Source organism: Pararhizobium sp. P1_E7 (genome assembly GCF_056405855.1).
The window spans coordinates 478,363-504,897 of record NZ_JBFUBH010000001.1 but is presented as its reverse complement, the minus strand read 5'-3'; the positions used below and the strand labels follow the sequence as shown (position 1 = coordinate 504,897).

23 protein-coding genes are annotated in these 26,535 nt (G+C 61.4%); 10 read left to right on the top strand and 13 right to left on the bottom strand.

Going from position 1 to position 26,535, the window contains the following annotated elements:
* Positions 1 to 123: 123 nt before the first annotated feature.
* Both tdh and AC1D17_RS02345 read right to left on the bottom strand, forming a co-directional pair.
* A complete protein-coding gene (gene tdh, locus AC1D17_RS02350; RefSeq protein WP_477563807.1) occupies positions 124 to 1,158 on the bottom strand; it encodes an L-threonine 3-dehydrogenase in 1,035 nt (344 codons plus the stop codon).
* A gap of 47 nt (positions 1,159 to 1,205) precedes the next feature.
* Positions 1,206 to 2,393: a glycine C-acetyltransferase gene (locus AC1D17_RS02345; RefSeq protein ID WP_477563806.1), complete on the bottom strand. Its 1,188-nt coding sequence runs from the start codon at positions 2,391 to 2,393 to the stop codon at positions 1,206 to 1,208.
* A 251-nt stretch (positions 2,394 to 2,644) separates the two neighbouring features.
* Between AC1D17_RS02345 and AC1D17_RS02340 the strand changes: the two genes are divergently transcribed.
* Positions 2,645 to 3,415, top strand: coding sequence for an SDR family oxidoreductase (locus tag AC1D17_RS02340; protein ID WP_477563805.1), 771 nt, complete (start codon positions 2,645 to 2,647; stop codon positions 3,413 to 3,415).
* Positions 3,416 to 3,534: 119 nt separating this feature from the next.
* Here AC1D17_RS02340 and recQ read toward each other — a convergent pair whose 3' ends face one another.
* The 3 genes from recQ to AC1D17_RS02325 all read right to left on the bottom strand — a co-directional run bounded on the left by recQ (position 3,535) and on the right by AC1D17_RS02325 (position 6,888).
* Positions 3,535 to 5,391: a DNA helicase RecQ gene (recQ, locus tag AC1D17_RS02335; RefSeq protein WP_477563804.1), complete on the bottom strand. Its 1,857-nt coding sequence runs from the start codon at positions 5,389 to 5,391 to the stop codon at positions 3,535 to 3,537.
* Positions 5,392 to 5,484: 93 nt separating this feature from the next.
* On the bottom strand, positions 5,485 to 6,087 hold the full coding sequence (locus tag AC1D17_RS02330) for a GNAT family N-acetyltransferase (RefSeq protein ID WP_477563803.1): 603 nt from the start codon (positions 6,085 to 6,087) through the stop codon (positions 5,485 to 5,487).
* Positions 6,088 to 6,252: 165 nt separating this feature from the next.
* Positions 6,253 to 6,888 (bottom strand): LysE family translocator, encoded by a 636-nt coding sequence (locus tag AC1D17_RS02325; RefSeq protein ID WP_477563802.1) that lies wholly within the window; start codon positions 6,886 to 6,888, stop codon positions 6,253 to 6,255.
* Positions 6,889 to 7,126: 238 nt separating this feature from the next.
* On the opposite strand from AC1D17_RS02325, the gene AC1D17_RS02320 reads away from it, so the two are divergent.
* Positions 7,127 to 8,263, top strand: a complete 1,137-nt coding sequence (locus tag AC1D17_RS02320) for an acyltransferase family protein (protein ID WP_477563801.1) — start codon at positions 7,127 to 7,129, stop codon at positions 8,261 to 8,263.
* A 17-nt stretch (positions 8,264 to 8,280) separates the two neighbouring features.
* Here the strand turns inward: AC1D17_RS02320 and dnaG are convergent, their stop codons facing one another.
* Positions 8,281 to 10,278, bottom strand: coding sequence for a DNA primase (dnaG, locus tag AC1D17_RS02315; RefSeq protein WP_477563800.1), 1,998 nt, complete (start codon positions 10,276 to 10,278; stop codon positions 8,281 to 8,283).
* 58 nt (positions 10,279 to 10,336) lie between these two features.
* On the opposite strand from dnaG, the gene AC1D17_RS02310 reads away from it, so the two are divergent.
* Positions 10,337 to 10,627, top strand: coding sequence for a BrnA antitoxin family protein (locus AC1D17_RS02310; RefSeq protein WP_477563862.1), 291 nt, complete (start codon positions 10,337 to 10,339; stop codon positions 10,625 to 10,627).
* A 79-nt stretch (positions 10,628 to 10,706) separates the two neighbouring features.
* Here the strand turns inward: AC1D17_RS02310 and AC1D17_RS02305 are convergent, their stop codons facing one another.
* Positions 10,707 to 11,165 carry a GatB/YqeY domain-containing protein gene (locus tag AC1D17_RS02305; RefSeq protein WP_477563799.1) on the bottom strand — a complete coding sequence of 153 codons (459 nt, stop codon included), beginning with the start codon at positions 11,163 to 11,165 and terminating at the stop codon, positions 10,707 to 10,709.
* A gap of 281 nt (positions 11,166 to 11,446) precedes the next feature.
* Here AC1D17_RS02305 and carA point away from each other — a divergent pair, with 281 nt between their 5' ends.
* From carA to AC1D17_RS02290, 3 genes are all read left to right on the top strand, one after another.
* Positions 11,447 to 12,652 carry a glutamine-hydrolyzing carbamoyl-phosphate synthase small subunit gene (gene carA / locus AC1D17_RS02300; protein ID WP_477563798.1) on the top strand — a complete coding sequence of 402 codons (1,206 nt, stop codon included), beginning with the start codon at positions 11,447 to 11,449 and terminating at the stop codon, positions 12,650 to 12,652.
* Between the two features lie 196 nt (positions 12,653 to 12,848).
* A complete protein-coding gene (locus AC1D17_RS02295) occupies positions 12,849 to 13,310 on the top strand; it encodes a hypothetical protein (protein WP_477563797.1) in 462 nt (153 codons plus the stop codon).
* Positions 13,310 to 13,651, top strand: coding sequence for a hypothetical protein (locus tag AC1D17_RS02290; RefSeq protein ID WP_477563796.1), 342 nt, complete (start codon positions 13,310 to 13,312; stop codon positions 13,649 to 13,651). Before AC1D17_RS02295 ends, AC1D17_RS02290 begins: the two co-directional genes overlap by 1 nt.
* Positions 13,652 to 13,767: 116 nt before the next feature.
* Here the strand turns inward: AC1D17_RS02290 and AC1D17_RS02285 are convergent, their stop codons facing one another.
* The 5 genes from AC1D17_RS02285 to ypfJ all read right to left on the bottom strand — a co-directional run bounded on the left by AC1D17_RS02285 (position 13,768) and on the right by ypfJ (position 18,817).
* Entirely contained in the window at positions 13,768 to 15,174 is a 1,407-nt protein-coding gene (locus AC1D17_RS02285; protein ID WP_477563795.1) for an MATE family efflux transporter, read from the bottom strand.
* Positions 15,175 to 15,333: 159 nt separating this feature from the next.
* Positions 15,334 to 16,602: a TCR/Tet family MFS transporter gene (locus AC1D17_RS02280; RefSeq protein WP_477563794.1), complete on the bottom strand. Its 1,269-nt coding sequence runs from the start codon at positions 16,600 to 16,602 to the stop codon at positions 15,334 to 15,336.
* Positions 16,603 to 16,962: 360 nt separating this feature from the next.
* Positions 16,963 to 17,310, bottom strand: a complete 348-nt coding sequence (locus AC1D17_RS02275; RefSeq protein ID WP_477563793.1) for a hypothetical protein — start codon at positions 17,308 to 17,310, stop codon at positions 16,963 to 16,965.
* Between the two features lie 57 nt (positions 17,311 to 17,367).
* Positions 17,368 to 17,700, bottom strand: a complete 333-nt coding sequence (locus AC1D17_RS02270) for a hypothetical protein (protein WP_477563792.1) — start codon at positions 17,698 to 17,700, stop codon at positions 17,368 to 17,370.
* Positions 17,701 to 17,887: 187 nt separating this feature from the next.
* Positions 17,888 to 18,817, bottom strand: a complete 930-nt coding sequence (gene ypfJ, locus AC1D17_RS02265; protein ID WP_477563791.1) for a KPN_02809 family neutral zinc metallopeptidase — start codon at positions 18,815 to 18,817, stop codon at positions 17,888 to 17,890.
* Between the two features lie 185 nt (positions 18,818 to 19,002).
* On the opposite strand from ypfJ, the gene AC1D17_RS02260 reads away from it, so the two are divergent.
* Positions 19,003 to 20,025, top strand: a complete 1,023-nt coding sequence (locus tag AC1D17_RS02260) for a zinc-dependent alcohol dehydrogenase family protein (RefSeq protein WP_477563790.1) — start codon at positions 19,003 to 19,005, stop codon at positions 20,023 to 20,025.
* A 75-nt stretch (positions 20,026 to 20,100) separates the two neighbouring features.
* Here AC1D17_RS02260 and AC1D17_RS02255 read toward each other — a convergent pair whose 3' ends face one another.
* Positions 20,101 to 20,805: a glutathione S-transferase family protein gene (locus tag AC1D17_RS02255; protein WP_477563789.1), complete on the bottom strand. Its 705-nt coding sequence runs from the start codon at positions 20,803 to 20,805 to the stop codon at positions 20,101 to 20,103.
* Positions 20,806 to 20,915: 110 nt separating this feature from the next.
* On the opposite strand from AC1D17_RS02255, the gene AC1D17_RS02250 reads away from it, so the two are divergent.
* From AC1D17_RS02250 to carB, 3 genes are all read left to right on the top strand, one after another.
* Positions 20,916 to 21,281, top strand: coding sequence for a winged helix-turn-helix transcriptional regulator (locus AC1D17_RS02250; RefSeq protein WP_477563788.1), 366 nt, complete (start codon positions 20,916 to 20,918; stop codon positions 21,279 to 21,281).
* A gap of 124 nt (positions 21,282 to 21,405) precedes the next feature.
* Complete coding sequence (locus AC1D17_RS02245; protein WP_477563787.1) at positions 21,406 to 22,815, top strand: DUF5939 domain-containing protein; 1,410 nt, start codon at positions 21,406 to 21,408, stop codon at positions 22,813 to 22,815.
* 230 nt (positions 22,816 to 23,045) lie between these two features.
* The gene (gene carB / locus AC1D17_RS02240) at positions 23,046 to 26,531 is read left to right on the top strand and encodes a carbamoyl-phosphate synthase large subunit (protein WP_477563786.1); all 3,486 of its coding nucleotides are present in this window, start codon (positions 23,046 to 23,048) and stop codon (positions 26,529 to 26,531) included.
* The last annotated feature ends 4 nt before the right edge of the window (positions 26,532 to 26,535 follow it).

Sequence of the window (26,535 nt, the reverse complement as noted above, 5' to 3'; positions counted from 1 at the left end):
GTAGGAAGTGTTGATGGAAAGACAAGGGCCAATAGAATCGCTGCTTGCGGATGCCGCGGCAGCATCAACCCTTCGGCCCTTTCCCCGCCGGAGACATGACGCGGCAGCAGGCGATATCAAGGCCTACCAGTCCATCACCACCTTGCCGGAATTGCCCGAGCGCATCGCCTCGAAACCATCGCGGAAATCGTCGATGCCGATACGGTGGGTGATGATCGGCGACAGGTCGAGGCCGCCTTGAACGAAGGCGATCATCTTGTACCAGGTCTCGAACATCTCGCGGCCATAGATGCCCTTCAGGTTGAGCATCTTGAAGATCACCTTGTTCCAGTCGATCTCGAAGCCGGTCGGCGCGATGCCGAGGATGGCGATCTTGCCGCCATTGTTCATCTTGTCGATCATGTCGCGGAAGGCGGGAGCGGCGCCGGACATTTCCAGCCCGACGTCAAAGCCCTCGGTCATGCCGATGCGCTTCATCACGTCCGCCAGATTTTCCTTCGACGCATCGACGACGTAATCGATGCCCATCTTTTCGGCCAGCGCCAGGCGCACCGGATTGATGTCGGTGATCACAACCTTGCGGGCACCGGAGCGCTTGGCCACCATGGCGCCCATGATGCCGATCGGACCGGCGCCGGTGACCAGCACATCCTCGCCGACGACATCGAAGGACAGTGCGGTGTGCACCGCGTTGCCGAACGGATCGAAGATGGCGGCGATCTCGTCCGGCACTTCGTCGGGGATGGCGACGACATTGTATTCCGGGATACAGACATATTCGCCGAAGGAGCCCGGTCGATGGACGCCGACGCCGAGCGTGTTGCGGCACAGATGGCCCCTGCCGGCACGGCAATTGCGGCACTTGCCGCAGACGATATGACCCTCGCCGGAAACGCGCTCGCCGACATGATATTTGGTGACGGCCGAGCCGATTTCGGCGATGACGCCGACGAACTCGTGACCGACGACCATCGGCACCGGAATGGTCTTCTGCGCCCACTGGTCCCAGTTCCAGATATGCACGTCGGTGCCGCAGATGGCGGATTTCTTCACCTTGATCAGCACGTCATTGGGGCCGGGCTCGGGCACCGGAACATGCTCCATCCACAGGCCGACTTCAGGTTTTGCTTTAACGAGCGCTTTCATCATGTTTGTCATGGAGAAATTCCTGCAAGCGATTCAGATGATTCTGGAATTGCGGTCGGTTAGATCACGCCAAGCTCTCTGCCGACCTCTTCGAACACCGCGATGGCGCGGCGGACATCCGCCTCGCTGTGGGCGGCCGACATCTGGGTGCGGATGCGGGCCTGGCCTTTCGGCACGACGGGGAAGGAAAAGCCGACGACATAGACACCCTTTTCCAGCATTCTGGCAGCCATTTCCTGCGCCAGCGACGCGTCACCCAGCATCACCGGAATGATCGGATGGCCTTCGCCGGCGAGCGTAAAGCCGAGCTTGCCCATTTCCGAGCGGAACAGGGTCGCATTGGCTTCCAGACGGGCGCGAAGCGCGTCGCCATTGTCGATCAGGTCGAACACTTTCAGCGATGCCGCCGCGATGACCGGGGCGAGCGTGTTGGAAAAGAGATAGGGCCGCGAGCGCTGGCGCAGCCAGTCGACCACTTCCTTTTTAGCAGAGGTATAGCCGCCGGATGCGCCGCCGAGCGCCTTGCCGAGCGTACCGGTGATAATATCAACCCTGCCCTCGACGCCGCAATATTCGGCCGAACCGCGGCCGTGTTTTCCGACGAAGCCGACGGCGTGGCTGTCATCGACCATGACCATGGCACCGTATTTTTCGGCGAGGTCGCAAACGCCTTGAAGGTTGGCGATGATGCCGTCCATCGAGAAAACCCCGTCGGTGGCGATCAGCTTGAAGCGCGAGCCCTCGGCCTTCTTCAGTTCCTCTTCAAGAGCGGCCATATCGTTGTTGGCATAGCGGAAGCGCTTCGCCTTGGAGAGACGCACGCCGTCGATGATCGAGGCATGGTTGAGCGCATCGGAGATGATTGCGTCTTCTTCGGCGAGCAGCGTTTCGAACAGGCCGCCATTGGCATCGAAGCAGGAGGAATAGAGGATGGTATCTTCAAGCCCGAGAAACGACGAGATGCGCGCCTCGAGCTGCTTGTGCTCTTCCTGCGTGCCGCAGATGAAGCGGACCGAGGCCATGCCGTAGCCGTAGCGATCGAGCGCCTGTTTGCCGGCTTCAGCCAGTTCCGCGTTGTTGGCAAGGCCGAGATAGTTGTTGGCACAGAAATTCAGCACCTTGGCACCCGAGGCGACTTCGATCTCGCCGGCCTGTTTGGAGACAATGACGCGTTCGGACTTGTAAAGCCCGGCGGACTTCAGTCCCTCAAGTTCGGATGAAAGGTGGGTGATGAAGGCTGACGTCATGAAGGCCGCTTTCCAGGATTGAGATCGGGTTGCGATGAGACCTATCATATTCCTGTGCGCAAGACAGCGAAAGTCAGCGGCAGGGTGCGACGTTGACGCGACATCCGGCGCAAGGAACATGCCCAGCCGCGACGCCGGCTGTTTCAAAGGAGCATGGCAGCCACAGAAACGCGGGCGCTCCAAAGAAACTAGTTGACTGAGTCAACAATTTTGGTGTCGATGAGGAATGTATTTCATGCGGCGAGGGAACCATGACTGTATTTGACAGATTTTCCTTGAAGGACCGGGTGGCGCTGGTGACCGGCGGCGGACGCGGGCTCGGGCTGGAGATCGCCTGCGCGCTTGCAGAGGCCGGGGCCCATGTCGTCCTCAATGGCCGAACGGCGGAAACGCTTGAGGAAGCCGCAGGCCGGATCATAGCCGCCGGCGGCAGCGCGGAGACCGCAGCCTTCGATATCGCCGACCGGGAAGCACAGCGCGCCACGCTTGCTGATATCGAGCACGGCCACGGGCGGCTCGACATTCTCGTCAACAATGTTGGCGCCCGCGACCGGCGGCCGCTTTCCGAATTCGACGACGAGGCGATTTTCGAGCTGATCCGCACCGATCTGATCGCCGCAACGACACTGTCGCGGGATGCGGCCGCGATCATGAAGCGCCGCGAGCACGGGCGGCTGATCTCGATCACCTCGATCAACGGCCACGTCGCCATGCCGGGTGACGGCATCTACCCCATCGCCAAGCAGGGACTGACCGGGCTGATGCGCTCGATGGCCGTCGAATATGGTCCCTTTGGCATCACCAGCAACGCGATTGCGCCCGGCTGGTTTGCCACCGAAACCAATGCGGCGATGGCGGCCAACGAGGAGCTGATGCCCTTCGTGCGCCAGCGCATCCCGGTGCAGCGCTGGGCCCGGCCGGACGAGATCGCCGGTGCTGCGCTGTTCCTGGCCAGCGACGCCGCTTCCTTCGTCAACGGTCATGTGCTGACGGTGGATGGGGGAATGACGGTCAGGATGTAGCGCCAAACCGTCAGAGACGTAAGCGAGCGCAGCCCGTCGCTGCAGCAGTACAACTGGGCACTCATTGCATCTCCGCTTGACGTTCTCAAACCGATCCAGCCTCTCTGAGGTTTCAGGCTCTAGTCAAACTGCCGGATGACATCCAGAAACGCGGCGCCATAGCGCTCAAGCTTGGATTGGCCGACGCCGGAGATGCCGAGCAGGGCATCGCTGCTGTGTGGACGTTCGGTGGCGAAGGCGATCAGGGTCGTATCCGGGAAGACGACATAGGGCGGCACGCCCAGGTCCCTGGCGATACCGGAGCGCGCCCGGCGCAAAGCCTCGAACAGTTCCGCATCCGAACCGGACAGGGCCGACTTGGCGCCGGATGCGGCCGATTGCCGGGCGTTCTTGCCCTTGCCGGTCACCGGCCGGTCCTTGCGGAAGCGGACCTCGCGCTCGCGCTTGAAGACGGCGCGGGCATCCGGTTCCAGTTTCAGCGCCCCGAAAGCCTCATGGTCGACGCTGATCAAACCGGCGGCAAGAAGCTGGCGGTAGACCGATTGCCAGGTTTTCGACGGGATGTCCCTGCCCGCCCCGAAGACCGGCATCTTGCTATGACCGAAGCGCTCGGTCTTTTCATTCTCGGCGCCCAAGAGCACGTCGATCAGATGGCCGGTGCCGAACCGTTCGCCGGTGCGGTAGATCGCCGCTAGCGCCTTGATCGCCGCGTCGGTTCCGTCCCAGGTTTCGACCGGATTGACGCAGGTATCGCAATTGCCGCAATTGCCGCCATGTGCCTCGCCGAAATGGGCAAGGATCGATTGCCGCCGGCAGCCGGGCGTTTCGCAGATGGCCAAAAGCGCATTCAGCTTGGCGCGCTCGACCCGCTTGATATCGTCGCCCGAGGTGCCGCCATCGATCATCCGGCCACGCTGGATGACATCGGCCATGCCATAGGCCATCCAGACATCGGAGGCCAGGCCGTCGCGCCCGGCACGGCCGGTTTCCTGGTAATAGGCCTCAACCGAGCCCGGCAGATCGAGATGGGCGACGTAGCGCACGTTCGGCTTGTCGATGCCCATACCGAAGGCGACGGTCGCCACCAGGCAGAGGTCTTCTTCCTTGAGGAAGGCATCCTGATTGGCGTCGCGCACCGCGCGGTCCATGCCGGCATGATAGGCAAGCGCACGAACACCCTGGCCGTTCAGCCATTCGGCGGTATCCTCGACCTTGGCCCGCGACAGGCAATAGACGATGCCGCTCGAGCCCTTGTGGCGCGACAGAAACCGCAGAAGCTGCTGGCGCGGCTGGTCGCGCTCGACGATTTCATAGGCGATATTGGGCCGGTCGAACGAGGTGGTGAAAACCTCAGCCGAACGTAAGCCCAGCTTGTCGATGATATCTTCGCGGGTATGCGGATCGGCGGTTGCCGTCAGCGCCATGCGCGGCACGCCGGGATAATGCTCGGCAAGCTGGCCGAGCTCCCGGTATTCCGGGCGAAAATCATGGCCCCATTGGGAGACGCAATGCGCCTCGTCGATGGCAAACAGCGAAATCTTCGCGTTGCCGATCATCTCCTTGAAGGCCGGCGTGACGATGCGCTCGGGCGTCACATAGAGAAGATCGAGATCGCCGTTGGAGATTGCCCGGCGGACGTCGACGAATTCTTCGCGCGAGAGCGAGGAATTGAGCGCGGCCGCCCTGACGCCAAGCTGCTTCAACGCCTCCACCTGATCGCGCATCAATGCAATCAGCGGCGACACGACGATGCCGACGCCATCGCGGCAAAGGGCCGGGATCTGGAAGCATAGAGACTTTCCGGCACCGGTCGGAAACAACACCACAGCGTCTCCACCCGACACCACCCGTTCGACAACGGAAGCCTGCTTGCCGCGAAAGGCGGAGTAGCCGTAGACGGTTTTCAGAACGGCAAGCGGGTTTTTCGCACCTTCGGTTTCAAACAGGGGGTCGATGCGGTCTTTGGTCTGCGGCATGGAATCGCTTTCATGGGGAGAGCGGGAGTATGGCACAGGTGCGAGGGTTGGCGCGACCCACCTATTCTCTCGTTTCCCCTGTTGTCGCGAAGATCAGCCGATAGGTTCCGTACCGGCGGAGGTCTGGTTCGGCATCAGGACTTTGGCAACGACCCAACGATTCTTGCCAAGGCGACGCATCAGTTTGAAGCCTTGCCGCTCAAACATCGGCACTGTTCCATTGTGCAGGAAGGCTGCAACCGACCGGCCTTCCACCTGATCGGGATAGCTTTCCACCGTTCCTCCGCCCAGGCGAGCGATTTCCTGCATGGCACCGGCAAGAGCCACGCCCGCGACACCCTTGCCGCGATAGGCCTTGTCGACGAAAAAACAGGTAATCCTCCAATCCGGGAGTGCCGTAAGCCCTTCGCGATACGCACGCAGGTTCTTGATGCGCGGGAGCTCTTCCGTCGGCCCAAACTGACACCAACCGACACAGGTCGGGCCGTCAAACACGAGGGCAGCGTGGGTATGACCTTCGCGAACCCGGCGTTCCTTCTCGGATCGGTTTTGTTCCGCACTCTTTGCGCGCTCTATACCCTGCGGGTGAAAAGCCATGCACCAGCAGCCACCCCATATGCCGTTGTGTCTTTCGACCAACCGGGCGAATTGCGGCCATGTGGTTTCGTCCAGAAGCTTCACGCAAAAATCGGCCATCGTCTCCCCTTTGGTTCGAAGGATGTTCAACTGGTTCCCGAAAGTGTCGTCGTTCCGCTCAGTGGCGTCCATTCGCCAGAGATCATCTCCCTGTCAGGCGACAATAGCGCAATTTGATGTGACAGTGCGAGCGCGCGGCCGCGGAGGCTGCAAGGCCCTCGACGGTCAGGTGCTTGCGCGCCGGTAAAACGCCAGCGACCCGGCGAGCGCCAGAAGGGCACCGCCGCAAATGCGGTCGAGCCAGAGTGCACCGGACTTTTTCAGCACCTTGACCGCCTGCGAGCCGAGGGCTGCGTAACCGAACATGACCAGAAAATCGATCGTCGCGAAGATCAGGGCGAGAACGGCATATTGTGGGATCTGCGGTTCAGCCGGGACGATGAACTGCGGCAGGAAGGCCGAGAAGAACAGGTAACCCTTGGGATTGGTGACGGCAACCAGGAAGCTTTTCAGGAAGATTGCACGTGCCGTACCCTGGCCACCCTGCGCCGTGCCATGCAGCGTCTCGCTAAGCGTGCCCTTCGAGCGCAAGAGCATGATGCCGAGAAAGGCGAGATAGCCGGCGCCGATCCATTTGACGACCGAGAACCAGAATTCGGAGGCCGCCAGCAGCGCGCCGAGCCCGAGCGCCACGGCACCGATCAGGACGAAATCGGACAGGACCGCGCCGACCATGCCGATGAGAGCACGGCGGACGCCAAAGCGGGAACCGTTGGTCAGCGCCAGAAGCACGGTCGGGCCGGGCGTGGCGATTCCGATGAACGAGACGAGCGCAAAGGCAAGCAAGGTGATTTCAGTCATGATTCCCCTCCAGCGGACCGACAAGACGGTGTCGCAAGTCCCGTGAAAACCGACTTTTGCAATTCATCAGGCAGCCGGCAAGAGGCTAAGTTACCCCGCAGCCCTTCGAATGTGACGAGCGTGCCGTGGCGAAACCGCCGAATTTCAGGAATTGCGCATCAATCTTCTGCGTTGACTAAAAATTGCTGCAGTGCACCAGGATAATGCCTACGTAACAGCACGAATGAACGGTGGTTTGATGCGGTACGTAAAGGAATTCGAAGCCCTGCGCGGGGTTCTGGCGATCTGGGTCGTGGTGGGGCACGTCGCGACCGCTTCTGTCCTGCACGGACGCCTGATCGAAGCAAAGCTCTACAATTTCTACGCTGTCACCGTATTCATTCTCCTAAGCGGCTTTGCCATTGCTGCATTGATCGACAAAAAGCCGGAGGGCTACGGCCTCTACATCACACGCCGGGCGTTCCGGATTTTCCCGGTCTACCTGTTTTACCTGGCACTTTCCGTCCTTCTGGCCAATTTCGCCCTGGAAACCTGGTTGAATGCTCCGGCCGGCGTGATGCAGGCCAGTCGAATAAAGATCGCGACCGATACGCTCATCTATTGGCCCTGGCATCTCGCAGCCCACCTGCCGGCGCTGCATGGTCTCGTGCCGCCGCGTCTGCTTCCTTCGACCGACTACGCTTTTCTGGGACAGGCCTGGAGCATATCTCTGGAATGGCAATTCTATTTGATAGCGCCGTTTCTCATTGGCGTGCTGACAATGAAGATGAATGCAATCCGTATCGGAATGCTGCTTATCGGCGCCCTTGCTGTTGCGTTTGTCCTGCCGCGAATGCCGGAAAGCTTCATTGGGGGATGGCTGCTTGATTTCACCCTCGGGATCGCGACGTTCACCTTCATGAAGTACCGGGACAGAGCAACCCATCCTCTGCGATCGATACCGATCGTCAAAGTCTGGGCGCTCGTGATCGTGGGATTGCTGCTGCAGCGATCCGTCAGCGTTCTGCCCTACCTCATCTGGGCAACGGTCATCATGCTGGTGATCCGCGCCCGGGAAACGGAAGGCGGGGCGGCGGCACTGTTCAGCAGGATGGCAAATGCGCGGCCGCTGCAGTGGGTCGGCAACATGGCCTACTCCGTCTACCTTTCCCACATGATCGTTTTGTTGCTGGTCCTGCGCGCGGTCCAGTCCCTCGGCATCGATGAACCCTGGCCGCAGTTCGCGGTTCTCGTCGCCGCAACCCTGGCCGGGACTCTGGTGATCTCACGGCTGTCCTATGTTTTCATTGAGTTGCCGTTTCACCAATACGGGCGAAACATCGGGCAACGCACCCAGCCGATCCCCGCTCCGGTGAATGTTCCGCTTGGAGAATAGGAGGTTGCACGGGTACCCTACTTCCCCGCCGGCCCCTTGACCCGGCCCGACAGCACGCCAAAACCGTCGATGATCGCTTCCTGGTTTTCGAGCCGCGTCACCTCCAGCTGCACCTCCTGCAGATTGCGGAGAATCTGGCTAACGGTGTCGTCGTCGCCTTCTTCCGTGGCATAGGCAAGTTCGCTTTCGAGTTCGCGGCGCTGCCACAGCAGAGCCTTGGTCCGCTGGTGCAGTGCCAGCGCCTGCAGGTAGCCTTCGCGGGCGTCCTCGGGGGCAGCCGCCGTCGTCGCAGTCCAAAGGCGGGCGAAGCGGATCTGCTGGTCGAGCGATTTCAGCAAAGGGTCAAAGCCTTCGGCCTCCAGTTGCTCGATCAGGTTTTCGCGCGACAGGCGGGGACCTTTGGCGGCGGCGGCGTTGAGCACCGACGACCAGAAACGCTGCAGATCGCGATTGTCGTATTCGATCGCGGAAATCTCGTCATATTCCTCAAACAGCAGCTGCGGATGATTGACGATGGTCAATGCCAGCACGCTTTCGCGCAAGGGGGGCAGCGCCTGATGGCCGCTGACCAGCGACGAGCGGGCGAGCCGGTCGGAAATGCCCGAGCGCTCCGACATGCGCGCGCCCTGCTGGCCGCCGCGGCCCTGGCCGCCATTTCGGCTCGCGCCGCCCTGGCGCTGGTTGCGGTCAAAGTTCCGCTGACCGTTCTGCTGACGAGACGCGCCTTGAAAGAACTGGTTCAGCCGGTCGCGCACATCCTGGCCATAGTGGCGGCGGACGTTTTCATCGGCAATCACCGAGACGACCTGTTTCAGCGTCGCTTCCAGCTGGGCACGGCTTTCCGGCGTATCGAAGGACCCGGCCTGCGCCTCGCGCAGCCAGACCATTTCCGACAGCGAGCGCGCCGACGCCATGACCTTATCAAAGGGCGCGCGGCCTTCGTTGCGGACGAGATCGTCGGGGTCCTTGCCATCCGGCAGCATGGCGAAGCGCACGGAAAAGCCGGGTTTGAGATGCGGCAGCGCCAGATCGACCGCGCGGTTGGCTGCGCGGATGCCAGCACCATCGCCATCGAAGCAGAGCACCGGCTGCTGTGTCAGCTTCCACAGCAACGCCATCTGGTTTTCGGTCAGTGCCGTGCCGAGCGGGGCCACGGCATTCTCGACGCCGGCCTGATGCAGCGCGATGACGTCCATATAGCCTTCGACGGCAATAATCGTCCCTGCCCCTTCAGCACCGGACATGGCGCGGCGGGCACGCGCGAAATTATAGAGCACGTTGCCCTTGTGGAAGAGCTCGGTCTCGTTGGAATTGAGGTACTTGGCCGGCGCATCCGGCGACATGGCGCGGCCGCCGAAGGCGATGACCTTTTCGCGCGACGACAGGATCGGGAACATGATGCGGTCGCGAAAACGGTCGTAGGAAACCGGAATGTCGGGACCATGGACGACAAGGCCGCAGGCCTCGATCTGGTCCTTCGGCACGCCCTTGGCTGCCAGAAACTCCTTCAGCGCATTGCGGCTTTCCGGTGCGTAGCCCAGGCGGAATGTCTCGATGGTGCGGCCCGTCAGGCCCCGGTCGCGCAGATAGGCGCGCGCCTTGGCGCCGTTTGCCGTCTGCAACTGGTCCTGGAAAAACTGTGTCGCCACTTCCATGACGTCCTGCAGGCCGATGCGCTGGCGGTCGCGCTTCTCGGCCTCGACATCCGGCTGCGGCATGGCGACACCGGCAAGATCGGCAATCTGCTGCACGGCTTCGGGAAAGGCTATGCCGTCAAGATCGGTCAGGAAGCGGAAATGATCGCCCGACACGCCGCAGCCGAAACAATGGTAGCGGCCTTTGCGGTCCTCGCAGTGGAAGCTCGGCGATTTTTCGCCATGGAACGGGCAGCAGGCCCAATAGTCGCCGCGCGAGGCATTGGTCTTCTTGCGGTCCCAGGTGACGCGTCTGCCGATCACGTCCGAAATGGGAACGCGGTCGCGGATCTCGTCAAGGAAGGCGTTGGAAAATCGCATGAATACCTCTGGGCTGGCTTCCATATAGGCGGCAATCACCGCCCGCGCCAGCAAGGGGATTGATCATACCCGCAATTCACAGGTTTACGAAAGCAGGGCGCGCGTCGCGGCCCTGACGGACGAGGAGCTCATGGCGGCCATGCGGGACGATCCCGACTGGGCCGAATTCATGGATGTCGACTGGTCGAAGGCGACGATCGTCTACCCTACCCCGAAAAAGGCAGTTTCGATCCGGCTCGACGAAGATGTCATCGACTTTTTCAAGAAGAGCGGAAAGGGTTATCAGACCCGCATGAACGCGGTGCTGCGTCATTTCATGACCGACCAGAAGAACCGCAAGAACAGATAGGCGTTGCGGAAAAATTTGCCATCATCAGCGCGGCCTTTATATGCAGGCCGCGCCGGACAAAACAGCGGACAGACCGGGTTCAGGCAGCCGACAGCAGTTCCTTGAGGATGGCCGAGCCCTTGGCGAAATCCATCTGGCCGGCATAACGCTCTTTCAGCACCGCCATGACCTTGCCCATGTCCTTTGGACCGCTGGCGCCGACTTCGGCGATCGCGGCCGCGACATTGGCCCGCACGTCCGCTTCGCTCAGCTGCTTCGGCATGAAATCCTGCACGACGACGATCTCGGCGCGCTCCTTGGCGGCGAGTTCCGGGCGGGCATTGTCTTCGTAGATCTTCGCCGATTCCTCGCGTTGCTTGACCATCTTGGCCAGGATCTGCAGGATTTCGTCGTCGCTGGCGTCGCCCTTGCCGGCGCTGCGATTGGCGATATCGCGTGTCTTGATCTCGGCCTGAACGAGGCGAATCGTGGAAAGCCGCGGTGCATCCTTCGATTTCATCGCATCCTTGAGGGCGGCAGCGAGTTGATCGCGCATCATTGTCTTAACTCCTGTTTGATGGCGTTTCATAAACCAGCCGGACAAGCGGGAGCAAATGAATTGCACGATTCCACCGTAAAAGCGCAGGGAAAAGCCCGATCCGACCGTCTTCAAGATTGACCTTGCCGGACACTGCGGCTATTGACCGTCACCTGCACCAACATCGTGACCAGGCCTGACAGCGCGCGCCCATCGCCCGCATCTGCCCGCCTGCGAACCAAAACGGCCGGCCGGCGTTCCATCGAGCGTTGGCGACGCGCCGCCTGAACGGGATGAAGACAATGACCGCGACAGCCCCCTGGACCACCGCAAAACCAACCGCCCTGCTCGTTCTGGCCGATGGCACCGTCATCGAAGGCAAGGGGATCGGCGCCACCGGCACGGTGCAGGCCGAGGTGGTCTTCAACACCGCGCTCACCGGCTACCAGGAGATCATGACCGACCCCTCCTATCTCGGCCAGATCGTTACCTTCACCTTCCCGCATATCGGCAATATCGGCGCCAATGACGAGGACATCGAAGACCTGACGCCGGCAGCGCGCCACGGTGCGGTTGGCGTCATCTTCAAGGCCGACATCACCGATCCTTCCAGCTACCGCGCGGCAAAACATCTCGACGCCTGGCTGAAGGGCCGCGGCATCATCGGCATGTGCGGCATCGACACCCGCGCGCTGACCGCCTGGATCCGCGAAAACGGCGCGCCGAACGCAGTCATCGCCCACGATCCAAACGGCGTCTTCGACATCGAGGCGCTGAAGGCCGAAGCCAAGGCCTGGAGCGGGCTCGAAGGCCTCGATCTTGCCAAGGTCGCCTCCTCCGGTCAGACGTCGCGCTGGAGCGAAAAGCCCTGGGTCTGGAACGAAGGCTATGACGAACTGGCCGAGACCGACATCACGCACCATGTCGTGGCCCTCGACTACGGCGTCAAGCGCAACATTCTGCGCCTGTTCACCGGGCTCGGCTGCAAGGTTACGGTAATGCCTGCGACGACATCAGCCGAAGAGGTGCTGGCTCAGAAGCCGGACGGCATCTTCCTGTCGAACGGCCCGGGCGATCCGGCGGCCACCGGCGAATATGCCGTTCCGGTGATCCAGGAACTGATCAAGAGCGATATCCCGCTGTTCGGCATCTGCCTTGGCCACCAGATGCTGGGCCTGGCGCTCGGCGCAACGACCGAAAAGATGCACCAGGGCCATCACGGCGCCAATCATCCGGTCAAGGACCACACGACGGGCAAGGTGGAAATCGTCTCGATGAACCACGGCTTCGCGGTGGATTCGAAGTCCTTGCCGCAAGGCGTTGAAGAGACTCACGTTTCCCTGTTCGACGGCACCAATTGCGGCCTGCGCGTCACCGGCAAGCCTGTGTTCTCGGTGCAGCATCACCCGGAAGCCTCGCCCGGCCCGCAGGACAGCCACTACCTCTTCCGCCGCTTCATCAATCTGGTGCGCGAGAAGAAGGGCGAACCGGCATTGGCCGAACGCTGAGTTTTTAACGTCATCGAATGCTGAAAGCCCCGGTCTCTCAAGGGAGTACCGGGGCTTTTGCGTTTAACCGTTAAACACCACCGCGGTGCCGGTGACGCCGTGCTCCAAAAATACTAAAAGTTGCACTTTTAAAAATAAACAACCTATGGTAACAAAGTCCCGGGGTCGTACTTGGCACGGATCAAAGGGACTTCACATGACCACACTTTCGGTAACGTTTACCAATTACAGCAGAGTCGGCTGGACGCTCGACTATGTCGACTGGGGCATGAACGCCTTCTCCGGAATAAACCAGCAGCCCGGACCCGCCTTGCAGGCCCGTGACGGGCAGCAAACCCTTTCCTGCAATGTCGACTGGCTCTCCTGGTTCGAGCAGGGTGCGGACTGGATCGCCTGCACCTGGCGCGATCCAAACGGCTTCCGTTTCGGAGTTTTCGAGCGGCTGAACTTCCAGATGTTCGGCATCGGTCCCAGGCCGTATTGGATGGTATCCGCCGATCAGGGCGCCGCACCTGGCAGTGGGCCCAACTGGCAGGATTCAGGATCTGATCCCTCCAAGCCCTATACCTGGGCGAATGCGCCCTACTCGATTGCCGCGACGCCTAACTCCCAGCACCAGACGCTGTCGGTCGACGTCATCATAGGAGACAAGAGCTGATGCCGAGACTTCTGATCCATAACGATTACGGAAACTGGTATGCCTCGATTGGCAATACGCCCGTCTCGTACATATTTGCCGGCGCCGACGGCGAGGCGCAGATCGTACAGGTGCGCGCCTTGCAAGAAGCGATGACACAAGGAACGCAGGCGGTGATTGAAGGTGCGCCCCAATTTTTCAGGGACGTGACCGGGGATGACGCCGAGGACGTCGTCGTCCAGCTTTTCGGCACAACCAGCAATCTGTATTTTGAGGGAACGTTTGTGTTCGAAGGGGCGGCCGAATCGACGCTGATCGAGGAAATCGAGGAGGCAGGCGAGGCTCTCGCGGCCTTCGTCTAGAGTGGGTGCCCCCCCGCATGGACAATCGTCATCGCCATTCCAGCGGCGATGACGACGATGCGGAGCGCGTGGGCGGGAAGGAGGCGAACAAGCATCCATCCTCCCCTTCACCCGCGCTAAGCCGGCTGCGCCAGCAGCTTTCTCTGGCGTGACAGGAAGAGAAAGAAGCGCCAGGTGAGCGAGATGCTGGCCGCGGCAAGGCCGAGCACGAAACCGTACCAGACACCGACGCCGCCGAAACCGAAGTGGAAGGCGAGCAGATAGGCGGCGACGAAGCCGATCGGCCAGTAGGATACCAGCGCCAGGATCATCGGTACCGTCGTGTCCTTCAACCCGCGCAGCATACCGGCGGCCAGCGCCTGCACGCCATCCACCAGCTGGAACGCACCGGCAATGACGATCAGCGGGCCGGCATAGGCGAGCACCTGAGCCGCATCCGGCCGGTTCGTATCGAGATACATCGCGGCAAGCTCATGCGAAAACACCGCAAAGACGGCGCTGCCGATGAAGGCGAACCCGCAACCGATGACGAGAACGGCGATCGCCGCACGCTTGATCCCTTCGGCGTCGCGACGGCCATGGGCAAGGCCGATGCGCACGGTCGCAACCTGCGCCAGCCCGAGCGGCACCATGAAGGCGACGGACGCAAACTGCAGCGCGATGCCATGGGCGGCAAGCTCGACGGTGCCGATCATGCCCATCAAAAGCGAGGCGACGGTGAACAGGCTGACTTCGGCAAGGATGGTGACGGCGATCGGCAGGCCGAGCTTGACGACTTCCTTCAGCACCGGCCAGTCCGGCCGCCAGAAGCGCACGAAGATCTCATAGGACCGGGTCTGCGGCTGTGCCTGGATATAGATGAAGAGCAGGACGAAGCTCAGCGAGTTGACGACAAACGCCGAAATGCCGGCACCGACAATGCCAAGCGCCGGCGCGCCGAAGTGACCATAGATGAACACATAGCAAAGCGCTGCGTTGGCAAGCAGCACGACGATCGTCACGTAGAGAATGATGCCGGCACGCTCCAGCGAGCTCAGGAAGCCGCGCAGGACCATGAACAACAACGCCGGGAAAATGCCCCACAGGGCGACGTGCAGATAGCTCCCGGCAAGGGCCGCGACTTCTGGCTTCTGGCCCAGCATCAACAGCACATGCTCGGCCTGCCACAGGACAGGCGCCATGATGACGCCGTAACCGAGCACCGCCCACATGCCCATGCGCACGGCACGGCGCACGGCGACGCGGTCGCCGCGCCCTTCGGCCTGCGCCACGATCGGCACGACGGCATTGGCAAAGCCCGAGCCGAAAATGAAAATCGTGAAAAACATCTGCGCGGCCAGCACCATCGCGGCAAGCTCGGTGGTGCCCAGACGGCCGACCATCAGGACGTCGGTGGCATGGATGGCGAACTGCGCCAGCTGGGCGCCGACGAAGGGCAGGCCCAGCGCGATGGTGGCGCGATAATGCGCGGACCAGGAATTATCGGTGCGGACGCCCGTGTCGCTATGGGTTGAAGTCAGCATGATGAGGATAGGCCTTTGGCTTCGTCGCAGCCGGAAGGGGCCGCAAGACGGAAGAGTGGGAAATAGAACAACCGGGGGTAAAGCACCAGCCAGAACGGCAAAACTGCTTATTTTTTCATCTAAACATCACAAAAGTTGATCGTTTTTCGTGCGCCAATGCTAAAAAGCGCTTCCAGCCGTTTGGGTCAGGCCTTCCGCATCGCTAGCCGCCACAGGGTTCGGCCGCACCTTCAGAAGATAGATGGTCACCGACAGCGCCACAAAGACGGCTGCCAGGACATAGGGTGCACCGGCAAAAGTTACACTTGCCTGAGGTGCTGTGAAGAGACTGAAGATCTGCGCGAACATCAGCGGCCCGAGGATTGTCGTGAAGCTGGAAATACTCGACAGAGCCCCCTGCAACTCGCCTTGCGCCGATGGCGGAACCTTGGCCGAGGCGATGCTGCGCAGCGGCGGGTCGGCGAGCGCCTCAAGGCAGGTCACGACGATGACGGCATAGATCATCCAGCCCTGGAAGGCGAAGGCATAACCGGCAAGACCGAGGCCGGTGAAAATCAGGCCGACCGCGCCTGCCTTCCATTCGCCAAGCCGCGGAATGGCCTTCGGCAGGACGAAGCCCATGACGAGCGCACCGCAAATCCCGAAAACGCCGAGTGACAGGCCGATCTGTCCCTCGCTCCAATTGTAGCGATAGGAAGCGACAAACGACCAGACCGCCGGGTAGACCGCATGCGCCTGCCAGAACAGGAAGAACACGAGCAGAACCCAGCCGATGCCGGGATAATTGCGCATCTGTTTCAATGCACCGAGCGGATTGGCACGCTTCCATTCGAAGCGGCGGCGGTTGTGGCGCTCCAGCGTTTCGGGCAACAGGAACCAGGCGACGGCGAAATTGGCAAAGGACAAGGCGGCGGCCCCATAAAAGGGAACGCGCGGGCCGAACTCGCCAAGCAGGCCGCCAAGCACAGGTCCGAGCGCAAAACCGGTGCCGAAGGCGATGCCGATCAGGCCGAAATTCTTGGCGCGATTGCTGTCGTCGCTGACATCGGCGATATAGGCGGCGGCCGTGGAAAAGCTGGCACCGCTGATGCCGGCCAGCACCCGCCCGACAAACAGCATCCAGTAGGTCGCCGCCAGCGCACAGATGAGATTGTCGAGCGCAAACGTCAGCACCGAGGCAAGCAGAACGGGCCGGCGGCCGAAACGGTCGGACAGATTGCCGATCAGCGGCGCAAAGACGAACTGCATGCCGGAATAGACCAGCATCAGCCAGCCGCCATCGACCGCCGCCTCGCTGATCGTATCGCCCGTCAGTTCCTTCAGATAGGCAGGCAGCACCGGGACGATGATGGCGATACCCATGATATCGAGAAACAGGATGAGGAAAACCAGGAAAAGGCCACGCCGCGCTGACTTAGGATCGATCATCGAACAAACCTCATTGGGCATTCGGCGTCCTATGGATCAGAACGCGAACATGGCAGGCAAATCGTCTTTATCGAAAAATCTGGACCGAAACAATCCGTGAACATTTCAATGTTCGTGATGAGTGCTGCGGGAACATTGATGAGGCGGCTAACGCTGGCCGGCTCTTTAGTAAACCGCAGAAGGCCCTGAATCTTCAGATGGCCGATAAACGCTGAAAACGACGGTGTGACAAAGCGGACGTCCCATTCTTCGTCATCTCAGCCCTTGTGGCGGGTATCCAGAGAGGGCCTTGCACAGGAGATCGTTCGGCGTCACGCGCCAGCACGACGCCAGTTTAAGAGGGACCTGCGTGGCACCCGATCACTTCACGTAAACGATCTTGCCGCCGTTGAAGGCGGTCTGGACGCCGTTGACGTTGCGGGCGGGAATGCCTCTCTTCTGCAAGGCGGCGCGGATATTGGGGACGTTACGGATCTCTTCCTGGCCCTTTGCATAGGTCTGCGCCGAGGGGAAGCGATAGGTTATAGGCACCTCCTGAAAATCGTCCGGGCCGACATAATCGCGGATGATGATCACGGTCACCCTGGGATTGGTGTTAGCGGCGCGGCTCGAATGCGCCTTCTGCGCATAGGCCGCCCCCATGAATGGAACGGTTCCCGCGGCAGATAAAAAGGCGGCGGCCAGAACAAGCGTGACGATCTTCTTCACTGTCTTCCTCCTTCAGGAGCCAACGTTTGCGGCTTCTTGTACCGCAACGGGCTAATATCATCTTGCATAAATGATCTTGCTGCCATCCAGCGCGGTTTGAATGGCAAGGACATTATGTGGCCGGATATTCCGGCGTTCGAGAGATGCCCTGATCACCGCATTGGAGGCAATTTCCGCCTGCGCCCGCGCCCGTGTCTCCGGCGACGGATCACGATAGATGGCGCTAGCCCGCTCATCGTCGTGATCGCTTGCCGGCATCATGATGACGGCAATGCCGGGCTCGGACGGGTGACCGAAGAGAATGGTGCCAAGCGTTTCAGTCGCAGCGGACGGAACGGCCGATAGGGCGAGCGCTGCGGCCGCGAATGTCAGGGGAATGGTTTTGCGCATTGTCGTTCTCCTTCACTGGCCGTTCGGCAATCAGCGGGCTTGCCGCCAGCTTTCCGTCTCAATCAAAAGAGATATAGGTTGTGCCATCGCATTTTCGAACGGCTGCATTCGGGCGGACGATTTTTTTTACAACCGGTCATTAAGAAAGCGGCGCGCCCGCACATGGACGCGCCACCTGCCCTTCACATCAAATATTGCTGTTGAACGTGTCGCAGGCCGAAAGCTTGCCGCTGTCGAAGCCGCGCTTGAACCAGGTCGAGCGTTGCGCCGAGGTGCCATGGTTGAAGCTCTCGGGAACGACGTAACCCTGGGTGCGCTTCTGCAGCGTATCGTCACCGATCTGGGTGGCGGCGTTCAACGCTTCTTCCAGGTCTCCCTGTTCGAGAAGGCCCTTCTGCTCGGTATATTTGCCCCAGATTCCGGCGAAGCAATCCGCCTGAAGCTCGACGCGGATCGACATCTGGTTGGAATCGGCCTCGCTCATGCGCTGGCGCTGGGCATTGACCTTGGGCAGGATGCCGAGAAGGTTCTGGACGTGATGGCCGACCTCATGAGCGATGACGTAAGCCTCGGCGAAATCGCCCGAAGCCTCGAATTTCTGGGCCAGTTCATCGAAGAAGGCCATGTCGAGATAGACCTTCTGGTCGCCCGGGCAATAGAACGGGCCGCTGGCCGACGAGGCCATGCCGCAGGCCGAATTGATGCCATCGCGGAAGAGAACGAGCTTGGGTTCGACATAGGTTTTGCCGCCCGCCTGGAAGATGCCGTTCCAGGTGTCTTCGGTTTCGGCCAGCACCGTGGAAACAAAGGCCTTGGTTTCCTCCTCCTGGGCGGAACCTTGTGGCGACTGCGACTGCGTCTGCTCATAGCCGCCGGTCGACTGGCCGCCATCGAGCACCTGCAGCATGTCGATGCCCATCATCTTCAAGACGAAGTAGATGACGACGAGGAAGATGATCGTGCCGATGCTCATGCCGCCGCCGCGGCCGCCACCGCCGGTGGGAATGCGGAAACCGCCGCCCCGGCCGAACGGATTGCCGCCCATGCCGCCCCGCACCGGGCCGGAGCCGCGCTCGTCCTCGACATTGCCCGATTGGCGCCGGCCCTTCCATTCCATGATGATCTCCCCGTCTTAGCCTTGGCGGCCGTGTAACCTTTTCAAGACCATATAACGCGCCAGAGGCGATTTTGTACAAGACCAAAACGACAAAGTTTTCGCTGCGCCGAAAATCGGATCGACCGTTGGCAGCCGGTGATGGACCGTGACAGTATGACGGACTTTGTTTTGGGAGGAACAAGCCAATGAAGGCCATGCGCCTGGAATCGATCGGCCATCTTTTCGTCCGCGAAATCGACAAGCCCGTTCCGGGGCCGGACGATCTCCTGGTGCGGGTCGAGGCCTGCGGCATCTGCGGCACCGACCGCCATCTGCTTCACGGCGAGTTTCCCTCGGCACCACCCGTGACGCTTGGCCACGAATTCTGCGGTATCGTCGAGGCTGTGGGCGTTGATGTTACGGGCTTCACGCTCGGCGCCCGCATCACTGGTGACCCGAACATTTCCTGCGGCCGCTGCCCGCAATGCCAGGCCGGCCGGGTCAATCTCTGCCGCAACCTGAAGGCCATCGGCATCAGCCGCGATGGCGGGTTCGCCGATTACGTCATCGTCCCGCAGAAGCAGGCTTTCGAAATCCCGCTCGACATGCCCGCGACGCACGGCGCGTTTTGCGAACCGCTCGCCTGTTGCCTCCACGGCATCGACATGGCTGAGATCAAGGCGGGCTCGTCGGTCGTCGTGCTCGGCGGCGGCGTCATCGGACTGTTGACGGTGCAGCTGGCGCGGCTGGCCGGTGCCACCACCGTCATCCTCTCCACCCGGCAGCAAGCCAAGCGGAAACTAGCCGAGGAACTGGGCGCCACGACAAGCGTCGATCCATCGGACGGCGATCTCATCGCAGCGATCGCCGGGCCTGACGGGCTCGTTCCAGGCGGCGTCGACGTGGTGATCGAATGTGCCGGCGTCGCTGCGACGGTCGAACAATCGACGCGGCTTGCCAAGGCCGGTGGCACCGTCGTCATCCTCGGCGTGATGGCGCAGGGCGAGACGGTCAGGATAGAGCCGTTCGACATTCTCTTTCGCGAACTCAGGGTTCTCGGCTCGTTCATCAACCCCTTCACCCACCGCCGCGCCGCCGATCTGGTGGCGTCAGGCGTCGTCAATGTGGAAAAGCTCATCTCGCGCACAATCACGCTGGAGGAAGCGCCGGAGGTGATCCGCAATCCGCCCGCTGCGGGAGAAGTGAAGGTGCTGGTGGTGGCCGGATGAACCAAGACCGATAGCCACCGCAAAACCCAGCCGGAAACATGGGCTTTGCGGCGGCATAATCCGGCAGCTGCCGGATCAGGCGGCGAAGCGGGAGATCACCTCGGCGAGCGGCACATGGCCAACGCAGGCACCGGAGCCAGCCGGTCTCTCGCCATCCTCGACCGCCAGAGCATATTGCACCACCGGTTCGGCTTCGATCCGGCGGCGCAGAGCAGCAAGTTTTGGATAGGCCTTGTGATCGGCTGCCTGATGGAACTGCGCCCAACGGGCCACGCCGATCAGCGTGGTATCCGCCAAACTCAGGCGGTCGCCGGCCAGAAACGGCGTATCGCCGATCATAGCCTCCAGCTTTTCATGGCGCTCCACAACCGATTTGCGGCCGAAATTGCGGAGAAACGCAAGTGTCTCGGGCTTCTCGTCTTCTGCCTCAAGTGCTACCCACAGCGGCGCAAAGGAACCGGTGAAGCCGGTATTGACGAAGGCCATCAGCTGATGCATCCGGTCTGCCTCCGGCGAGCGGGGATCAAAGCTGATACGGCGCTTCGTATCGCGCGCCGCAAGCCACGCAGCGATCGCCATTGTTTCGGTCAGCACAGCGCCCTTGTCGGTGATCAGCACTGGCGTTTCCTGACGGCCGTTCAGCCGGGCATAGGCGTCGTTCTTCATCTCGTTGAGCATATCGACGCGGCAGAGGCTGTAGGGCTGGCCGACCTTTTCGAACGCAGCGACAAGCCCCATCGAGCTTCCAAGCGGGAAGCCGTGAAGGAGAATAGGTTCCATTTTTCGTATCTCTTCTTGGGTGTTGATGGTGACGCTGCGCAGCGATGGTTGACCCTAACCTCTGGCGGTCCCATGTAAATTACGCACTATTTTGTAACCAGGATCGCCCGATGAAAGACGTCGTTTCCAAATGCCCGATCGAAGAGGTCATGCGTGTGCTGAGCGGCCGCTGGCCGACGCTACTGCTCTACTATCTGAAGGACGGCACCAAGCGTTTCAGCGATTTGCAGCGCGACAACCCGACACTGTCGCACCGCATGCTGGCGCTGGAACTGCGCAAGCTGGAAAAGGCCGGCATCATCAGGCGCACGGCCTATGCCGGATATCCGCTTCGCGTCGACTACGATCTGACGGCATCGGGCCACACGCTTGTGCCGCTGATCGACGCGCTCGGCGATTGGTGGGAAGAAAGGGCCGAAGGCCGGGTCGAGCTGGTTGAGGCAAAAACGCAGAAGCCGCTCATCAAGGCTGCCTGACGGGGATGTGCCCGTTTGAAGTTTGAGCAAAGGCACCGGAGATCGCTTCAAAGCAACCGTGCAAAGGGCGCGAGGGGAACAGCAATCCGCTGTCAGCGAGGCGGATTTGGTGTAGACTATCCGGATGAGCGAAACTCAGCCCCTATTCGCGGCGCTGCGCCAGTCGGCAAGGCCCGACATCGTCGATGCCATCGAGCGGCTCGTCCAGGACGCGCCGGACCGCAAACTCGGCCGGGTGAACGCGCTGGCATTCGCCACCAGCGAAGGGCTCGACGAGGAGCAGACGATCAACGGGTTCCTGCACGCGTCGCGGCTTGGCCTGTTCGAGATGTCGTGGAACGTCCTTTGTCCCGGATGCGGTGGCGTGCTCGATGCCAATACGTCGCTCAAGACCGTGCAGAACGACGAATATACCTGTGCGCTCTGTGCCGCCGGCTACGAGCCGACGCTCGACGAGATGGTCGAAGTGACCTTCACGGTCAATCCGCGCGTGCGCCACATCCAAGCCCATAATCCCCACGAACTGCCGCCGCTGGAGTATTTCCGCCAGATCTACTGGGGCTCGGGCATCGACATGCCCGAGGAGGATTACGAGGCAAAGGTCGACGAGTTCGTCCTCGAATCGCTCGAACTGCCGCCGGGCGAAAAGGCCGTCATCTCGCTGCAGTTGCCCGAAGGGTTCGTGATGATCTTCGAACCGGTGACCCATGCGGCGCAATTCCTTGACGTAAAGGGCGAGCCGACGAAGGAGCGAACGAGCCTTTCACTGGTCTTCGACCGCGGATTCCAGCACCGCGAGACGCTGGAGCTGCGGCCCGGCCCCGTGAGGATCGTGGTGGAAAATCACACCGAGGTTCGCACGCTGCCGTCTGTGTGCCTGGCGAACGATGCATTGCACGACCTGCTCGGGCGCCGCCGTCCGTTCCTGACGGCCAAACAGCTGCTCACCAATCAGACGTTCCGCGACATATTCCGCACCGACACGATCGATGTCGATCAGCGGCTGAAGATCACCAGCCTCACCTTCCTCTTCACCGATCTGCGCGGCTCGACCGAACTTTACGAGCGTGTCGGCGACCTTGCCGCATTCGATCTGGTGAAGACACATTTCGGCATCCTGAACGAGATTGTCGGCGCCGAGGCCGGTGCCATCGTCAAGACGATCGGCGATGCCGTGATGGCCACCTTCCCGACACCGCACCGGGCAGTGGCGGCTGCGATGCGGATGCGCGATGCGATGCGCAAACTGAACGAAGAACACGGCAACGAGGATCTGCTTTTGAAAATCGGCATCCACGAGGGACCGTGCATTGCAGTGAGCCTGAACGAACGGCAGGACTATTTCGGCCAGACCGTGAACATCGCCTCGCGGGTGCAGCATCTCGCGACATCCCGCGAAATCTTCGCCACAGGCTCCGTCCTTCAAGATTCCCGTGCCCGGCACCTTTTGACGCAACGCGGTGTGACACCCACATCGCACAATGTCGCCCTTCGCGGCATTACCGACCAGATCAACATTTTCATGATTCCGTGAGCCGTCCGCCGGCCGGCTTCGAAACTCCTGGCGAAGCGAACATTGCCGCTGACGGCACGGGAGCAAAACTTACCAACTTTCCTGTCGATTCCCGCATTTTCGGGGTTTCGCTTGACCTCACATTTCCCTATAAGCCGCTTCTAGCCTGAAAAGACCAAGCCTGCGCCCCCCGACCGGTGATCTCCCACCCTGGCCGGTTTTTTGCGCAGCCGGAAAAGCGGATAGAGACCATGCCAAAGCGCCAAGACATTAAATCGATCCTCATCATCGGTGCGGGACCGATCGTCATTGGCCAGGCCTGCGAATTCGACTATTCCGGCACCCAGGCCTGCAAGGCGCTGAAGGAAGAGGGTTACCGGGTCATCCTGGTCAATTCCAACCCGGCAACGATCATGACCGATCCGAACCTGGCGGATGCGACCTATGTCGAGCCGATCACCCCGGAAGTGGTCGCCAAGATCATCGCCAAGGAGCGCCCGGATGCGCTTCTGCCGACCATGGGCGGCCAGACGGCGCTCAACACGGCACTGTCCCTGAAGCGCATGGGCGTGCTCGACCGCTACAATGTCGAAATGATCGGCGCCAAGCCCGCCGCTATCGACATGGCGGAAGACCGGGCATTGTTCCGTGAAGCCATGCAGCGCATCGGGCTGGAAACCCCCAAGTCGCTTCTTGCCAATGCCACCGAGATCAAGGACGCCGACCGCAAGCTGCATGTGGCCGAGCGCGACAAGCTGAAGGCACAGCTTACCGGCGCCGACCTCGACAAGGCGCTCGACGAACTGGAAAACACCTGGAACCTCGGCGAGACCGACCGCAAGCAGCGCTACATGAGCCATGCCATGGCGATCGGCGCGCAGGCGCTCGACACCATTGGCCTTCCGGCCATCATCCGCCCCTCCTTCACCATGGGCGGCACCGGCGGCGGCATTGCCTACAACCGCTCGGAATTCTTCGAGATCGTCAATTCCGGCCTCGACGCCTCGCCGACCACCGAAGTGCTGATCGAAGAATCGGTGCTCGGCTGGAAGGAATACGAGATGGAAGTGGTCCGCGACACCGCGGACAACTGCATCATCATCTGCTCGATCGAGAATATCGACCCGATGGGCGTGCACACCGGCGACAGCATCACGGTCGCCCCGGCCCTCACGCTCACCGACAAAGAATACCAGATCATGCGCAACGCCTCGATCGCGGTCCTGCGCGAGATCGGGGTGGAGACCGGCGGCTCGAACGTGCAGTTCGCCGTCAATCCGGAAAACGGCCGCCTCGTCGTCATCGAGATGAACCCGCGCGTCTCGCGCTCGTCGGCCTTGGCGTCGAAGGCCACCGGCTTCCCGATTGCCAAGATCGCCGCCAAGCTCGCTGTCGGCTATACGCTCGACGAACTCGACAACGACATCACCGGCGGTGCGACGCCTGCCTCGTTCGAACCGTCCATCGATTACGTCGTCACCAAGATCCCGCGCTTTGCCTTTGAAAAGTTCCCCGGCGCCGGTACGACTTTGACGACGGCGATGAAGTCGGTCGGCGAAGTCATGGCGATCGGCCGTACCTTTGCCGAATCGCTGCAGAAGGCCCTGCGCGGTCTTGAGACCGGCCTCACCGGTCTTGATGAAATCGAAATTCCCGACCTCGAAGAAACCGGCGACAACCACAATGCCATCCGCGCCGCGATCGGCACGCCAACGCCGGACCGGTTGCGCATGGTCGCCCAGGCGCTGCGCATGGGCATGTCGGAAGCCGACGTGCATGACGGCTCGAAGATCGATCCGTGGTTCATCGCCCAGTTCAAGGCAATCGTCGACATGGAAGCCCGCGTGCGCGAGCACGGCCTTCCCGATGACGCCGAAAACCTGCGCATGCTGAAGGCCATGGGCTTTTCCGACGCCCGCCTCGCAACGCTGTCGAAGAGCCGGCCGAAGGAAGTCGCCGAACTGCGCAACCGGCTGAACGTCCGCCCAGTCTACAAGCGCATCGACACCTGCGCTGCCGAATTCGCCTCGCCGACGGCTTACATGTACTCGACCTACGAGACGCCGTTTAACGGTGCTGCCCGCTCGGAAGCGCAGATTTCCGACAAGAAGAAGGTCGTTATCCTCGGCGGCGGTCCGAACCGCATCGGCCAGGGCATCGAGTTCGACTATTGCTGCTGCCATGCGGCCTTCGCGCTGAAGGATGCCGGCTATGAAGCGATCATGGTCAACTGTAACCCGGAAACGGTCTCGACCGACTACGACACCTCCGATCGGCTCTATTTCGAGCCGCTGACCGCCGAAGACGTGATCGAGATCATGCGCGCCGAGCAGGAAAACGGCACGCTGGTCGGCGTCATCGTCCAGTTCGGCGGCCAGACGCCGCTGAAGCTTGCCGAAGCGCTGGAGAAGAACGGCATCCCGATCCTCGGCACCGCACCCGACATGATCGACCTTGCCGAAGACCGCGACCGCTTCCAGAAGCTTCTGATGAAGCTCGACCTCAACCAGCCGAACAACGGCATCGCCTACTCGGTCGAGCAGGCCCGCCTCGTGGCAAGCGAAATCGGCTTCCCGCTGGTCGTGCGTCCGTCCTATGTTCTGGGCGGCCGGGCCATGCAGATCATCCATTCGGAATCGATGTTGCAGACCTACCTGCTCGACACGGTGCCGGAACTGGTGCCTGAGGACATCAAGCAGCGGTACCCGAACGACAAGACCGGCCAGATCAACACCCTGCTCGGCAAGAACCCGCTTTTGTTCGACAGCTATCTGACCAACGCCGTCGAGGTCGACGTCGATGCTCTGTCGGACGGCGAGACGGTATTCGTCTCCGGCATCATGGAGCATATCGAGGAAGCCGGCATCCACTCGGGTGACAGTGCCTGCTCCCTGCCGGTCTACTCGCTGTCGTCCGAGATCGTCGACGAACTGGAACGCCAGACCAAGGCGATGGCCAAGGCGCTGAATGTCGGCGGCCTGATGAACGTCCAGTACGCCATCAAGGACGGCACGATCTACGTTCTCGAAGTCAACCCGCGCGCCTCGCGGACCGTGCCGTTCGTGGCCAAGACCATCGGCGCGCCAATCGCCAAGATCGCCGCCCGCATCATGGCGGGTGAAAAGCTCGACGATGCGATTGCCGCCTATGGCAAGAAGCCGGACCCGCGCAAGCTGAACCATATCGCCGTCAAGGAAGCGGTCTTCCCGTTTGCCCGTTTCCCCGGCGTCGACATCCTGCTCGGCCCGGAAATGCGCTCGACCGGCGAAGTCATCGGCCTCGATACCGATTTTGCGCTCGCCTTCGCCAAGGCGCAGCTCGGCGCCGGCGTCGATCTGCCGCGCGAAGGTACGGTGTTCGTGTCGGTGCGTGACGAGGACAAGGAGCGCGTCCTGCCCGCCATCCGCATCCTCACCGAAATCGGCTTCAAGGTAATGGCAACCGGCGGCACGCAGCGCTTCCTCGCCGAAAACGGCATTGCTGCCACCAAGATCAACAAGGTGCAGGAAGGCCGCCCGCACATCGAGGACGCCATCCGCAACCGCCAGGTCCATCTCGTCATCAACACGACGGATTCGAACAAGGCGATCTCCGATTCGAAGTCGCTGCGCCGTGCGACGCTGATGCAGAAGGTGCCGTACTACACGACGATGGCCGGCGCGGAAGCAGCAGCCCGGGCGATCAAGGCGCTGAAGGCCGGAAGCCTGGAAGTGCGCACGCTGCAGAGCTACTTCTGAGGCG

Excerpts from the sequence above, each read along its gene's own strand:
- tdh (WP_477563807.1), bottom strand. The coding sequence starts at position 1,158 with ATGACAAACATGATGAAAGCGCTCGTTAAAGCAAAACCTGAAGTCGGC.
- AC1D17_RS02345 (WP_477563806.1), bottom strand. The coding sequence starts at position 2,393 with ATGACGTCAGCCTTCATCACCCACCTTTCATCCGAACTTGAGGGACTG.
- AC1D17_RS02340 (WP_477563805.1), top strand. The coding sequence starts at position 2,645 with ATGACTGTATTTGACAGATTTTCCTTGAAGGACCGGGTGGCGCTGGTG.
- recQ (WP_477563804.1), bottom strand. The coding sequence starts at position 5,391 with ATGCCGCAGACCAAAGACCGCATCGACCCCCTGTTTGAAACCGAAGGT.
- AC1D17_RS02330 (WP_477563803.1), bottom strand. The coding sequence starts at position 6,087 with ATGGCCGATTTTTGCGTGAAGCTTCTGGACGAAACCACATGGCCGCAA.
- AC1D17_RS02325 (WP_477563802.1), bottom strand. The coding sequence starts at position 6,888 with ATGACTGAAATCACCTTGCTTGCCTTTGCGCTCGTCTCGTTCATCGGA.
- AC1D17_RS02320 (WP_477563801.1), top strand. The coding sequence starts at position 7,127 with ATGCGGTACGTAAAGGAATTCGAAGCCCTGCGCGGGGTTCTGGCGATC.
- dnaG (WP_477563800.1), bottom strand. The coding sequence starts at position 10,278 with ATGCGATTTTCCAACGCCTTCCTTGACGAGATCCGCGACCGCGTTCCC.
- AC1D17_RS02305 (WP_477563799.1), bottom strand. The coding sequence starts at position 11,165 with ATGATGCGCGATCAACTCGCTGCCGCCCTCAAGGATGCGATGAAATCG.
- carA (WP_477563798.1), top strand. The coding sequence starts at position 11,447 with ATGACCGCGACAGCCCCCTGGACCACCGCAAAACCAACCGCCCTGCTC.
- AC1D17_RS02295 (WP_477563797.1), top strand. The coding sequence starts at position 12,849 with ATGACCACACTTTCGGTAACGTTTACCAATTACAGCAGAGTCGGCTGG.
- AC1D17_RS02290 (WP_477563796.1), top strand. The coding sequence starts at position 13,310 with ATGCCGAGACTTCTGATCCATAACGATTACGGAAACTGGTATGCCTCG.
- AC1D17_RS02285 (WP_477563795.1), bottom strand. The coding sequence starts at position 15,174 with ATGCTGACTTCAACCCATAGCGACACGGGCGTCCGCACCGATAATTCC.
- AC1D17_RS02280 (WP_477563794.1), bottom strand. The coding sequence starts at position 16,602 with ATGATCGATCCTAAGTCAGCGCGGCGTGGCCTTTTCCTGGTTTTCCTC.
- AC1D17_RS02270 (WP_477563792.1), bottom strand. The coding sequence starts at position 17,700 with ATGCGCAAAACCATTCCCCTGACATTCGCGGCCGCAGCGCTCGCCCTA.
- ypfJ (WP_477563791.1), bottom strand. The coding sequence starts at position 18,817 with ATGGAATGGAAGGGCCGGCGCCAATCGGGCAATGTCGAGGACGAGCGC.
- AC1D17_RS02260 (WP_477563790.1), top strand. The coding sequence starts at position 19,003 with ATGAAGGCCATGCGCCTGGAATCGATCGGCCATCTTTTCGTCCGCGAA.
- AC1D17_RS02255 (WP_477563789.1), bottom strand. The coding sequence starts at position 20,805 with ATGGAACCTATTCTCCTTCACGGCTTCCCGCTTGGAAGCTCGATGGGG.
- AC1D17_RS02250 (WP_477563788.1), top strand. The coding sequence starts at position 20,916 with ATGAAAGACGTCGTTTCCAAATGCCCGATCGAAGAGGTCATGCGTGTG.
- AC1D17_RS02245 (WP_477563787.1), top strand. The coding sequence starts at position 21,406 with ATGAGCGAAACTCAGCCCCTATTCGCGGCGCTGCGCCAGTCGGCAAGG.
- carB (WP_477563786.1), top strand. The coding sequence starts at position 23,046 with ATGCCAAAGCGCCAAGACATTAAATCGATCCTCATCATCGGTGCGGGA.